The organism is Streptomyces sp. NPDC002324 (assembly GCF_053593335.1).
The window spans coordinates 1-13,448 of record NZ_JBSFCF010000060.1 but is presented as its reverse complement, the minus strand read 5'-3'; the positions used below and the strand labels follow the sequence as shown (position 1 = coordinate 13,448).

At 71.8% G+C, this 13,448-nt stretch carries 6 protein-coding genes; all 6 read left to right on the top strand.

Annotation, left to right across the window (positions count from 1 at the left end; genetic code table 11):
* The first annotated feature begins 17 nt into the window (after positions 1 to 17).
* The gene (gene fabG, locus ACWCRJ_RS41840; protein WP_450944224.1) at positions 18 to 767 is read left to right on the top strand and encodes a 3-oxoacyl-[acyl-carrier-protein] reductase; all 750 of its coding nucleotides are present in this window, start codon (positions 18 to 20) and stop codon (positions 765 to 767) included.
* Positions 761 to 2,131, top strand: coding sequence for a condensation domain-containing protein (locus ACWCRJ_RS41835; protein WP_450944223.1), 1,371 nt, complete (start codon positions 761 to 763; stop codon positions 2,129 to 2,131). Before fabG ends, ACWCRJ_RS41835 begins: the two co-directional genes overlap by 7 nt.
* 116 nt (positions 2,132 to 2,247) lie before the next feature.
* Complete coding sequence (locus ACWCRJ_RS41830; protein ID WP_450944222.1) at positions 2,248 to 3,294, top strand: MupA/Atu3671 family FMN-dependent luciferase-like monooxygenase; 1,047 nt, start codon at positions 2,248 to 2,250, stop codon at positions 3,292 to 3,294.
* A gap of 108 nt (positions 3,295 to 3,402) precedes the next feature.
* Positions 3,403 to 3,627 carry an MbtH family protein gene (locus ACWCRJ_RS41825; RefSeq protein WP_046918928.1) on the top strand — a complete coding sequence of 75 codons (225 nt, stop codon included), beginning with the start codon at positions 3,403 to 3,405 and terminating at the stop codon, positions 3,625 to 3,627.
* Between the two features lie 202 nt (positions 3,628 to 3,829).
* Positions 3,830 to 8,845 (top strand): amino acid adenylation domain-containing protein, encoded by a 5,016-nt coding sequence (locus ACWCRJ_RS41820; RefSeq protein WP_450944221.1) that lies wholly within the window; start codon positions 3,830 to 3,832, stop codon positions 8,843 to 8,845.
* On the top strand, positions 8,842 to 13,448 hold a 4,607-nt coding region (locus tag ACWCRJ_RS41815; RefSeq protein WP_450944220.1), incomplete at its 3' end, for an amino acid adenylation domain-containing protein. The genes ACWCRJ_RS41820 and ACWCRJ_RS41815, both read left to right, overlap by 4 nt.

The following is a 13,448-nucleotide window of genomic DNA, read 5'->3' as shown; positions in this document are numbered from 1 at the left end:
ACAGGAAGAGGAACGACATGACCGAGACCGGAAACCGGCCGGTGGCGGTGGTCAGCGGCGGATCGCGCGGCATCGGCCGCGCGGTCGTGACTCGGCTCGCCCGCGACGGATATGACATCGCGTTCTGCTATGCCTTCGACCACGAGGCGGCCGAGGCCACCGCCAAGGAGGCCCGTGCACACGGGGCCCGGGTCCTGGCCCGCCAGGTCGACGTCACCGACCGGGCGGGCGTCACCGGATTCGCCGAGGAGACCGAGCGAGCCCTCGGCCCCGTGGACGCCCTGGTCACCGCCGCCGGCATCATCCGTGACGCGCCCCTGGTACGGATGTCCGACGCGCACTGGGACGACGTCCTGCGCACGAACCTGGACGGCACCTTCAACCTCTGCCGGGCGGTCGCCTATTCGATGATGCGGCGCCGCACCGGCACCGTGGTCACCATGTCCTCGGTGGCGGGCCTCCACGGCAACGCCGGCCAGGCGAACTACTCCGCCTCCAAGGCGGGCATCATCGGCTTCACCAAGGCCCTCGCCAGGGAGTCGGGCCGCACGGGACTGCGCGCCAACGTGGTGGCGCCCGGACTGATCGAGACCGACATGATCGCCGGCCTGCCGGACCAGACCGCCAAGGAGATACTCCGTTCGATCCCGTTGCGCCGGACGGGGAAGCCGGAGGAGGTGGCGGACCTGGTCGCGTTTCTCGTCTCCGACCGGGCCTCCTACATCACCGGACAGGTCGTCCAGGTGGACGGGGGACTCGCGTGGTGACGGCCGTCCGGCGCCTGAGCACCGCCCAGCGAGCCCTGTGGACCGCGTATCGCCTGGCCCCGGGTGGCTCCGCCTACAACATGGTGCTCTCCCTGCGCATACGTGGCCCGCTGGACACCGGGGCCCTGACCCGCGCCGTCGAACTGGTCGCCCGTCGGCACGAGATGCTGCGCTCGTGCTTCGACGAGGTGGACGGCGACCCGGTGCGGCTGGTGCGACCGGACCCGCCGTCGGGGCTGGAGATCGTCGACGTCCCGGACATGCCCGAGGACGAACTCCTCGACCTGGCACGGGAAACGGCAGGCCGCCCGATCGCCCTGGAACGGAACGGGCCCCTGCGGCCGGTTCTGTACCGGCGGACGGACGAGGACTTCGCGCTGTCCACCACCGTGCACCACATCGCCGGGGACTTCACCTCCTACTGGTTGCTGCTGCGCGAACTCTTCGCCGCCTACGCCTCCTTGGCGGCCGGCGAGGAACCCGCACCGCCGGATCCCCCGCGCGCGTACGACGAGTACGTCGCCGAGGAGGCCGCCCACCCCGACACGCCTGCGGGACGGCGCGACCACGCGTACTGGTCGGAGGTCCTGGCCGGAGCCACCGCCACCGAACTGCCCACCGACCGCGCACGGCCCACCGCGCCCAGCCACCGCGGAGGCACGGTCCCCCTCGACCTGTCCGGACTCTCGGCGGACCTGCAGCACACCGCCAGATCCGTCGGTCTGCGGCCCTTCCCCCTGCTCATGGCCGCCTACCAGGCGGTCATCGCCCGGTGGACCGGGGAACGGGACATCGTCATCGGCACGCCCGCCAGCACCAGGGCCCGCCCCGACCGCACCGTCTTCGGCTGCTACCTCAACAGCCTTCCCGTCCGGGTCGCCGTGGAGGGCGACACGACCTTCACCTCGCTGGCCGAGGAGACAAGCCGGCAACTGCTGCAGGGCATGCGCCACGTCCGGTTCCCCACGTCCACGGTCCAGTCCGGCCGGCACGGCCCGCTGGTGCGCATGGGGGCCCTGCTACTGCAGATGGACGGGCTCGACACAGACTTCCCGCCACCGGCCCCGGGCGAGCCGGAGGGCCTCCCGGCCGAGTTCGCGGGCATCCGGGTCAGCCGCATCCAGGAGCCCAGCCAGGAGGGCCAACTGGACCTCATGCTCACCCTGCACCTGGGCATCCACGGCCTGGTCGGGGTACTCACCTACGACTCGGACCTGTTCGAACGGGAGACCGTCGAGCGCTTCGCCCGCTGCTACGAACGGTTCCTGAGAGCGGCGGCGGACGAGCCCGGCCGCAAGATCGACGACGTACCTCTGACCGACGAGGACGACCTCGCCGCTCTGCTGGCCCTGGGCGGGGTCTGACCGTCAGGCCCCGGCGCCGACGATAGGGCGGCAAAATCGTACCGATATCCCCGGCTCCTACGGTCTTCACCGGGTGCGGAACACCTTCCGCCCCCGATTCGGACCGAGGAGCCGGGGTGGACTTCAGCCTTTTCTATTTCGCCAACGACAGTGACGTGTCGGATGACGCCGGTCGTTATGAGCTGCTCCTGGAAGGCGCGCGTTTCGCGGACCGGAACGGCTTCACGGCCGTGTGGACGCCGGAACGGCACTTCCATCGCTTCGGCGGTCTCTACCCCAACCCGGCGATCACCGGCGCCGCGCTCGCCGTGACCACCGAGCGCATCCAGATCCGGGCCGGCAGCGTGGTGGCGCCCCTGCACCACCCGCTGCGCATAGCCGAGGACTGGTCCGTCGTCGACAACCTCTCCGGCGGCCGGGTCGGGATCTCCTTCGCCTCCGGCTGGCACCCCGCGGACTTCGTGATGCGTCCGGACGCGCACGAAACACGGCGCCAGGTGATGGACGAGACGATCGAGACGGTACGCAAGCTGTGGCGGGGTGAGTCGCTGACCCTGCCCGATGGCAAGAACACACCCGCCGAGGTGCGGGTGTTCCCCCCGGCCGTCCAGCGGGAACTGCCCTTCTGGATCACCAGTGCCGGCAGTGTCGACACCTTCCGCAAGGCCGGCGCCCAGGGCGGCGGCATCCTGACGCACCTGCTCAGCCAGGACATCGACGAGCTGAAGACGAAGATCGCCGCCTACCGCGAGTCGTTCCGCGCGCACCATGGCGCGGACCGGCAGGGGCACGTGGTGCTGATGCTCCACACCTTCCTCGGGTCGTCCGCCGAGGAGGTCCGCGACGTCGTACGGGAACCGCTGTCGGCCTACCTCAAGACGTCGTTCGGCCTGATCTCGGGCTCCATCGGCAGCCGTCCCGGCACCTTCGACTCGGCGGACATCCAGGATGCGGACGTGGAATACCTGGTGGAGCGCGGATTCAACCGCTTCTTCGAACGCCAGGGAATGTTCGGCACGGTCGAGCAGGGGGAGCAGGTCGTGGACATCCTGCGACGGACCGGTGTCGACGAGATCGGCTGCCTCGTCGATTTCGGAGTCAATACCCGGCAGACCCTGAAAAGCCTCGAATTCCTCGCCGAGTTGCAAATTCGCTGCAGCTGACGGCACGCACCGGCGTATGGGGCCGATATAGCTGCTCCTAGAACAGTTGTCCCGGGCGCAGGCCCCGCGATCGGCCGGCACATCATCATCCGACAGGGAGTCATCCACATGAGTGAGAGCAACGACGAGCGCGCCTATCGCGTGGTCCGCAACGACGAGGAGCAGTACTCCGTGTGGTGGGCCGACCGTGACCTTCCCGCCGGCTGGCACGCGGAGGGCACCGAGGGCCCCAAGGAGGCCTGCCTGCAGCGGATCGAGGAGATCTGGACCGACATGCGTCCGCTGAGTCTCCGGCTGCGCATGGAGCAGAACCAGGACCGTCTCGCGTCCTGACACCGGCCGCGCCGGCCCGGACTCCCCCGCCGGGTCGGCGCTCCTTTTTCATGTGAGCTCGTTCGTCCGTATTTCCGTTCACTTTCCATCCCGCGTCTTCGCGTCATTTCGAAGTTCGCAGATCGAGTCCTTTCGCGAGTTCCGCGCTTCGTATTCCGCCGTGACCGCACCGGCCGCACCTGTCCAGCAGAGGAATCCTCAGATGACCACGCAGATCCGTCAGGACGACGCACCCGACACTCATCTCGCGACGCTTGCCGAAGTCGTCGCACGGCAGACTGCCTGGACACCGGACGCCATCGCGGTCGTCACCGCGGACGGAGAATCCCACACCTACGCCGACCTGGACGCGCGCGCCCGTCGGCTCGCCGCGCTGCTGCGGAGGTCCGGGGTCACGGCCGAAGCACTGGTCGGTGTGCACCTACCCCGTGGCCTCGACCTCGTCGTCGTCCTCCTCGCGGTCTGGAAGGCCGGAGGTGCCTACGTACCGCTCGACCCGGCGCTCCCGGCCGAGCGTCTGGACTGGATGGCCCAGGACGCCGAACTGGCCCTCGTGGTGACCGGGACGGCTCCCGGCGGCACACTGTTCGGCGTCCCGGCGCTCGGTCTCGCCGAGCAGCACGAGACCCTCGACGCCCTTCCGGCCGACGCCCCGGACAGCTACGCGGCTCCGGACGGCGCCGCCTACGCCGTGTACACCTCGGGCTCGACGGGGCGCCCCAAGGGGGTGGTGATCACTCACGAGGGCATCGCCAACCGGGTGCGGTGGAGCGTTCGGGAACACGGCATCGGCCCCGGCGACCGGGTGCTGCAGAAGACCACCATGGGCTTCGACGCCGCCGCGTGGGAGGTCTTCGCCCCGCTGGTGAGCGGCGCGACCCTGGTCCTCGCGCCGATGGGCGCCGAACGCGACCCGGCGGCCCTCGTGCGCGCGGCCGTGGACCGGGGCGTCACCGTGCTGCAGCTCGTTCCCTCGGTGCTCCGGCTGCTCGTCGACGAGCCCGCCTGGGCGGACCTGACCACCCTGCGGCTGCTGTTCTCGGCCGGCGAACCCCTGCACGCCGAGCTGTGCCGCCGCGCCCTGGACCGTTCGGGCAGCGAGGGGCTGCGCGTCTGGAACACCTACGGCCCGACCGAGTGCTCCATCGACATCACCGCCCACCCCTACGACCCGAACCAGGAGAGCGGTCCCGTACCGATCGGCCGCCCCCTCGACGGCATGCGGGTCCTGGTGCTCGACGCCAACGGACGCCCCGTCCCGGTCGGCGTCCCCGGCGAGTTGTACGCGGCCGGCTCCGGTGTGGCCCGCGGCTACCTGGACCGCCCCGGGCTGACCGCCGAACGCTTCGTGCCCGACCCCTACGGTCCGCCCGGCTCCCGCCTCTACCGCACCGGCGACCTGGTGCGCTGGCGCTCGGACCGTACCCTCGAATACCGCGGCCGCGCCGACGAACAGGTCAAGGTCAACGGTGTCCGCGTCGAGCCGGGCGAGGTGTCCGCCGCCCTGACGGCGCACCCCGAGGTCGAGGCCGCGGTCGTCGTCGCGGCGCCCGCGCACGACGGCGGAACCCGGCTGGTCGCCTACAGCGTCAGCCGCGACGGGCGGCCTCCTCGCGACTGGCGCGCCTTCCTGGCGAGCCGGCTGCCGTCGGCGATCGTCCCCGCTCAGCTGATCCCGCTCACCGACCTGCCGCTCACCGCGAACGGAAAGATCGACCGCGGCGCACTGCCCGCCCCGGCCCCGGAGCTCTCGGCCGACACAACCGAGCACGTCGCACCGCGCACGGACGAGGAGCGCGCCGTCGCCCGGGTCTGGACGCAGCTGCTCGGGGTGGCCGAACCCGGCGCCCACGACGACTTCTTCCGGCTCGGGGGCACCTCGCTCACCCTCACCCGGCTCGCCGCACGGCTGCGGGAGGCAGCCGGCGGAGCCGTCGAACTCGCCGCGCTGTTCACCGCGTCCACGCTCGAAGCCCAGGCACGCCTGGTCGCGGAGGCGGCGGCCGAGCAGTCCTTCACCGCCGTCCCCAGGGACGGACGGCTGCCGCTGTCCTTCGGGCAGCAGCGCCTGGCCTTCCTCGACCGCCTCGACCCCGGCGGCGCCGAATGGGTCTCGCCCCTGCTGGTCGACCTGCCCGAGGGGGCCGTCACCGAGCATGTACAGCGCGCCCTGGACCTCCTCGAGGAGCGGCACGAGGCGCTGCGCACACGCTTCCCCGCCGATGTCGCCGAGCGCGGAGCGTGCCTCGTGCCGCCCGGCAGGGTCGAACTGACCGAGACGGCTGTCGACCGGTCCGCCCTCGGCGCCTTGCTCGCCGAGCGGTTCGCCCAGGGCTTCGACCTGGCGCGGGGCCCACTGTGGCGCGCGGCGCTGGTCCGCTTCCCGGAGGGCCCCCCGCTGCTGGTCGTCACCATCCACCACATCGCCTGCGACGGCTGGTCGTCCGTGATCCTGGAACGCGAGTTCACCGAGGTGCACTCGGCGCTCGCCGCCGGCCGCACCCCGAAACTGCCCGAACTGCCCTACGGATACGTCGACTACGCCGCCTGGCAGCGCACCCGTCTCACCGAGGACCGGCTGGCCGCCGACGCCGCCCACTGGCGGGACGCGCTTGCCGGACACACCCCGCTGCCCCTGCCCACCGACCACCGGCGCCCCGCCCGGCGGGACCACCGCGGCGCCGTGGTCCCGCTGACCATCCCCGCCGAGGTGGCACAGTCCCTGACCGCGCTGGGCCGCGCGCACGGCGCGACTCTCTTCATGACGCTGCTCACCGCGTTCGCGGCGCTGCTCGCACGGCACAGCGGGGAGAGCGACGTCGTCGTGGGCACCCCGGTCGTCGGCCGTACCCGGCCCGAGACGGAGAACCTGGTCGGGTTCTTCCTCAACTCCCTGCCGCTGCGCTGCGATCTGAGCGGCGGCATCGGCTTCGACGAGGCGCTGGACCGGGTGCGCGCCACCACCCTCGACGCGTTCGCCCACCAGGACCTGCCCTTCGACCGGCTGGTCGAGGAGGTCCAGGAGGGTCGCGACCCCTCCCGGACCCCGGTCTACCAGGTGGCGTTCGACCTGCTCGACGCGGAACTCACCACCGCGGGTGTCGACTTCGGCGACCTCGCCGAACTCGGGGACGCGTGGCACATCGCCAAGACCGACCTCAGCCTGTTCCTGCGGCCGCGTCAGGACGGGGCCGTCGTGGGCGTGCTGGAGTACGCCACCTCGTTGTTCGAACCCGCCACTGTGGAGCGGTTCGGCGCCCAACTGCTCCGGCTCCTCGAACAGGCGGCCGCCGCCCCGGCCACCAGGCTCGCCGACCTGGAACTGCTGACCGCCGAGGAACTCCACCGCCAGCTGGTGGAGTGGAACCCGGGAGCGGGACAGACCGTCGCGGCCCCGGCCGCCACCACCGTGCTGGAGATGTTCGAGGCCCAGGCGGCCGAGCACCCGGACGCCCCCGCGCTGACCGGCGCCGGGACCGTCACCTTCGGCGAACTGGACGCCGCCGCGAACCGGATCGCCCACCGTCTCGGCCGCTCCGGCACCGGCACCGATTCCGTGGTCGGCGTCCTGCTCGACCGCGGTCCCGACCTGCTCACCGCGTTCCTCGGCAGCTGGAAGACCGGCGCCGGCTACCTGCCGCTCGACCCCGGGCACCCCGCCGACCGCCTGGCCGCGATGCTCGCCGACGCCGGTGTCGGCGTCCTGATCACCACGGCCGCTCACGGCGCCCGGGTGGCGCATCTCTTCCCCGGCGAACTCGTCGTCCTGGACCGTGACCGGCCCCTTCTGGACGAGCTGCCGTCCGGACGGCCGCCGCGCCTGCTCGACCCGCGGGGCACCGCCTACGTCATCTTCACCTCCGGCTCCACCGGCCGCCCCAAGGGCGTCCGGGTCGAGCATCGAGGCCTGGCCAACCACGTCGCCTGGGCGGCCCGTGAACTCACCGCCCGCGGTACCTCGGGGGCGGCCCTGTTCGGCTCGACCGCCTACGACCTCGTCGTACCCAACCTGTACGCGGCGCTCGCCGCCGGACAGCCGCTGCACCTGCTGCCCGCGGACCTCGACCTCGCCGACCTCGGCAGCACGCTGGCCGCACACGCCCCCTACAGCTTCCTGAAGCTGACCCCCGGCCACCTGGAGATCCTCTCCCAGCAACTGACCGACGAGCAGGCCGTCTCCCTCGCCGAGGTCGTCCTGGTCGCGGGCGAGGCCTTCCCGGGCGAGGCCGCGACCCGTTGGCTGAAGCTTCTCGGGCCGGGTCGCCTCATCAACGAGTACGGTCCCACCGAGTGCTCGGTCGGCACCTGCGTCCACCCCGTCGACCGGGCCGTCGAGGGAACGGTTCCGATCGGCCGTCCCCTGCCCGGCATGTCCATGTACGTCCTCGACGGCGAGCTGCGCCCCGTGCCGCTGGGCGCGGTGGGCGAGCTCCACGTCGGCGGAACCGGTGTCGCCCGCGGCTACACCGGCCGCCCCGGGCTGACCGCCGAGCGCTTCCTGCCCGACCCCTATGGCCGGCCCGGCGAACTGCTCTACCGCACCGGCGACCTGGCACGTCAACTGCCCGACGGAACCGTGGAGTTCCTCGGCCGCGTCGACCACCAGATCAAGGTGCGCGGCCACCGCATCGAACCGGGGGAGATCGAGTCCGTCCTCACCTCCCACCCGGAGGTACGCGAGGCCGTGGTCCTCGCCGGACGGGGACTGACCGCGTACGCGGTACCCGCAGGCCAGGAGCTGCCCGGCGCCGCCGAGCTCACCGCGCACTGCGCCCGCCTGCTGCCCGACCACATGATCCCCACCGACTTCGTGGCCCTGGAAGCCGTCCCGCTGACCCCCAACGGAAAGCTTGACCGGACCCGGCTGCCGGACCCGGCCGACGCCGCGGGATCCCCCGCCGCACACACCGGCCCACGCGACATCGTGGAGGAGCGGATCGCCGCCGTCTGGACCGACCTGCTGGGCCGGGAACCCGACATGGACGACGACTTCTTCCACAACGGCGGCAACTCCATCCTCGGCATCCGGCTGATCTCCGGAGTCCAGAACGAGTTCCAGGTCTCCCTGCCGCTGCGCGCCCTCTTCGAAGGCCCCACCGTCGCCCGGCTCGCCCGTGCCGTCGAGGCGCTCGTCCAGGCAGAACTGGACGGCCTGGAGGCCGAGGCATCCACCCACGACCTTTCGCACGCCCCGCAGACCAAGGAGCAGTCCGCATGACCACCAGCGCAGAGCGCACCTCGACCGGCGACCGCCTGCGCGCTGAACTGCTGCGTCGTCTGTCCGGCAGTCGGTCCGCCGAGCAGCACCGGGAGATCCCCCGCGCCGACCGCGAGCGGCCACTGCGGCTGTCCCCGGGTCAGCAGCAGATGTGGTTCCTGCAACGTCTGGAACCGGACAGCCACGAGTACGTGGTGCCTCTGATGCTGCGCGTCACCGGACCGTTGGACGAGACGGCCCTGCGCACGGCCGTCGACGCCGTCGCCGCCCGACACGACATCCTGCGCACCCGCTACGACTTCGTCGCCGACCGGCCCGTACAGCTGATCGACCCGGCCGGACCCGTGCCCTTCACCACGGAGGAACTCACCGCCCTGCCCGCGGCGGACCGTGAGGCGGAGGCCCTCCGGCGCGCCACGGCATGCACTCGCGAGGCATTCGACCTGGCCGCCGAATGGCCGCTGCGGGTACGCCTGTTCAAGCTGACCGAGCAGGACTGGGTGCTCGCCCTGATCTTCCACCACATCGCCTGCGACGCCTGGTCCACCCAGATCTTCGCGCGCGATCTCAGCGCCTTCTACCGGGGCGAGGAGCCGGCCACCGCACTGCCGGTGCAGTACGCCGACTACGCCGCCTGGCAGGCCGCCCGCACCGACGGGCCCACGTCGGAACGGCACCTCGCCTACTGGCGCGAGCAGCTCGACGGACTGGCCCCGCTCGAACTGCCCACCGACCGGCCGCGCCCGCCCGTGCGGGGCACGGACGGTGCGACCGCCCGCTTCGCGCTGCCCGACGATCTCTCCTCCCGGCTGCGCGACCTGGCCGCCACCCACCGCACCACGCTGTTCACGGTGCTGCTGACCGCGTACCAGACGCTGCTGTCCAAGTACACCGCGCAGACCGATGTCGCGGTCGGCACCGTGGTCTCCGGACGGGTGCGCCCCGAACTGCAGGAGCTCATCGGATACGGCATCAACAGCCTGGTGATGCGGGCCGTGTGGGACGGGGACCCGCGGTTCAGCGGTCTGTTGGACCGCAACCGTTCCGTCGTCCTGGACGCCTTCGACCACCAGGAGACACCGTTCGCCCGCCTCGTCGACGAACTCCAGCCCGAGCGGGACCTCTCGCGCGCGCCGCTGTTCCAGGCCGCCTTCACCCTCCACGAGTCCCGGACCACCGCATACGACCTGCCGGGCCTGACGGTCGAGCCCTTCGACGTCCCCGCCTCGGTGGCACGGTTCGACCTCCAGCTCCAGATCGAGGAGTCCCCGGACGGTTCCCTGCGCGGACAGTTCGAGTACGCCACCGCGCTCTTCGATTCCCGGACGGCCGAGCGGTTCGCCCGCCACCTGGTGCGGCTGCTGCACTCCGTGGCGTCCGCCCCGGACGCCCGCCTCTCCGAGCTGGCCGTACTCGACGAGCCCGAACTCGCCGTCCTCATCGACAAGCTGACCGACGACGCGGTCGATCCGCGACTCGTCCACGAGGTCTTCGAGGCCCAGGCCGCCGCCACCCCCGACGCGGTGGCCGTGACGGCCGACGGCGTCGCCCTGACGTACGGCGAGCTCAACGCCCGCGCCAACCGCATCGCCCACCGGCTGATCGCCCTGGGCTGCGGCCCCGACCGGCTGGTGGGCATCTGCGTGGAGCGCGGCCCCGAACTGATGCCGGCGATCCTCGGCGTCCTCAAGTCCGGTGCCGGCTACCTTCCGCTCGACCCGGCCAACCCGGCCGACCGCCTCGGGTACGTCCTGGGCGACGCCGGAGCCGTCGCCGTAGTGACCGAATCCGCGCACGCCACGATGCTGGAGGGCATCCATGACGGTCCCCTCGTCGTCCTCGACCACGAGCGCGAGACCGAGGCGTGGGCGGCGCTACCGGACTCGGATCCGGCGGTGGCTGGTCACCCTGATCAGTTGATCTACGTCATCTACACCTCCGGCTCCACCGGTCGCCCCAAGGGCGTCTGCCTCAGTCACCGCAACGTGCTGCGGCTGCTGACCACCGCGCACCGCCACTACGGTTTCGCCGCCGACGACGTGTGGCCGCTGTTCCACAGCTACGCCTTCGACGTCTCGGTGTGGGAGATGTGGGGCGCTCTGCTGCACGGCGGCCGGCTCGTCGTCGTGCCCGCCGCCGTGACCCGCTCTCCCGACGAATTCCTCGACCTGCTCGTCGAGCACCAGGTCACCGTGCTCAACCAGACACCGTCCGCGTTCCGCGCCCTGGTCTCCGCGGCCGCCGACGGTGACGAGCGCGTCGGCCGGCTCCGGCTGCGGGCCATCGTGTTCGCCGGGGAGAAGCTCCAGGTCCCCGACCTCCAGCCGTGGGTGGACCGGCTCGGCCTGGACAGCCCGGCCCTGCTCAACATGTACGGCATCACCGAGACCACGGTCCACACCACCTACTACAGGGTGGGCCCCGCCGACCTCGGGACCGACGTCGGCAACCCCATCGGCGTCCCACTCGACGACCTCAGGGTGCATCTGCTCGACGCCTGGGGCCAGCCCGTCCCCGTCGGCGTCTTCGGCGAGATCCACGTCGCCGGCCCGGGTGTGGCCCGCGGCTACCTCGGCCGCCCCGCACTGACCGCCGAACGGTTCGTGCCCGACCCCTACGGCCCGGCCGGCTCCCGCCTCTACCGCAGCGGCGACATCGCCCGCCGCCTGCCCGACGGCTCCCTGGAGTTCCTCGGCCGCGCCGACGGTCAGATCAAGATCCGTGGCTACCGTGTCGAACTCGGCGAGATCCAGGCCGCGTTGATGGAACTCGACGGTGTCCGCGACGCCGTCGTCGTACTGCGCGAGGACACCCCGGGCCAGAAGGAACTGGTCGCCTACACCGTGCTCGCCGCGGAGACCTCCTACGAACCGGCCGAGCTGCGCGAACTCCTCGGCGGCAGCCTGCCCTCGTACATGGTCCCCGCCGCGTTCGTCACCCTGGAGCGCCTGCCGCTCACCACCAACGGCAAGCTCGACCGCCGCGCCCTGCCCGCCCCCGGCGGCAGCGCCCGGCGGGCCGGCGGCACCTACACCGCCCCGCGCACGCCCACCGAGGAGCGACTCGCAGCGGTCTGGGCGCAGGTGCTCGGCCTGGACCGGGTGGGCGTCGACGACGGCTTCTTCGAACTGGGCGGCGACTCGATCCGCGCCGTCGCCCTGGTCGGCGCGGTCCGCTCGGCCGGTTACGACATCGCCGTCCGCGACGTGTTCGAATACCGCACCGTCGCCCGTCTCGCCGAACTGCTCACCGGCCGCCCCGTCCCCGCCGTGATCACGGAGCCCGTCCGGCCCTTCGCCCTGATCGGCGCCGAGGACCGGGCACGGCTCCCGCAGAGCGTGGTCGACGCCTACCCGCTCTCACAGGTCCAGGCCGGCATGGTGCTCGAGATGTCCGTCGAGAACGGACAGAACAACTACCACAACGTCACCAGCTTCCGGATCCGTGACGAGCGCCCCTACGACCACGCGTCGCTGGTCGCCGCCGCGCGGATAGTCGTGGCCCGCCACGAGGTGCTGCGCACCTCCCTGTCGCTGGACGGTTACTCCGTCCCGATGCAGCTGGTCCACGCGCACGCCGAGATGCCGGTGGGCACCCAGTCGCTGCACGGCCTGACCGAGGTCGAGATCAGGGCCGCCGTGCGCGCCCACACCGTGCGCGAACGCGCCCGTGTCTTCGACCTGGCTGTGCCCACCCTGATGCGGCTGTACGCCCACGACACCGGCAACGGCAGCTGGTGGCTGTCGATCACCGAGTGCCATCCCGTCCTGGAGGGCTGGAGCCACCACTCCCTGCTGATGGAGATCCTCGACGTGTACGGCGCCCTCCGCGACGGCCGCCCCGTCGAGGAGCCCGAGCGCCCCGCCACTCGCTTCGCCGACTTCATCGCAGCCGAACAGGAGTCCCTCGACTCCGCCGACGACCGGGCCTACTGGAGCCGCGTCGTCGCCGACCACGCCCCGCTGGAGACCCCGACCGGCTGGGGCGACGCCCCCGACGCGCCGCGCGCCACCCACCAGGCCGCCGTTTCCGTCAGCGATCTGGAGGAGCGGCTGCGGGCGCTCGCCGGGCGGACCCGGGTGTCGATGAAGAGCGTGCTGCTGGCGGCGCATCTGAAGGTCATGAGCCAGCTGACGCACGAGACGGAGTTCCACACCGGCCTGGTGTGCGACGCCAGACCCGAACTCCCGGGCGCCGACCGCGTCTACGGCATGTACCTCAACACACTGCCGTTCGCCTTCGAGGCAGGCCGCGCGGCCACATGGCGGGAACTGGTGACCCAGGTGTTCGCCGCCGAGGTCGAGCTGTGGCCGCACCGCCACTACCCGATGCCCGCCGTGCAGCGCCTCTCCGGCGGTGGGCAACTGCTCCACGTCTACTTCAACTACCAGGACTTCCACCAGGTCGACACCGATGTCGTCGACCACGAGGCCGCGATCGACGACAGCCCGACCGAGTTCCCGCTGACCGTCTCCAGCCGGGGCGGCCAGGTGATCGTCACCGCCCATGGCCGTGTGGTGTCGCGTGCGAACGCGGAGCGGATCGCGTCGATGTACCGGCTGGTGCTGGAGGCGATGGCCGCCGACCCGGACGGCGACGCGCG

Excerpts from the sequence above, each read along its gene's own strand:
- ACWCRJ_RS41825 (WP_046918928.1), top strand. The coding sequence starts at position 3,403 with ATGAGTGAGAGCAACGACGAGCGCGCCTATCGCGTGGTCCGCAACGAC.
- fabG (WP_450944224.1), top strand. The coding sequence starts at position 18 with ATGACCGAGACCGGAAACCGGCCGGTGGCGGTGGTCAGCGGCGGATCG.
- ACWCRJ_RS41820 (WP_450944221.1), top strand. The coding sequence starts at position 3,830 with ATGACCACGCAGATCCGTCAGGACGACGCACCCGACACTCATCTCGCG.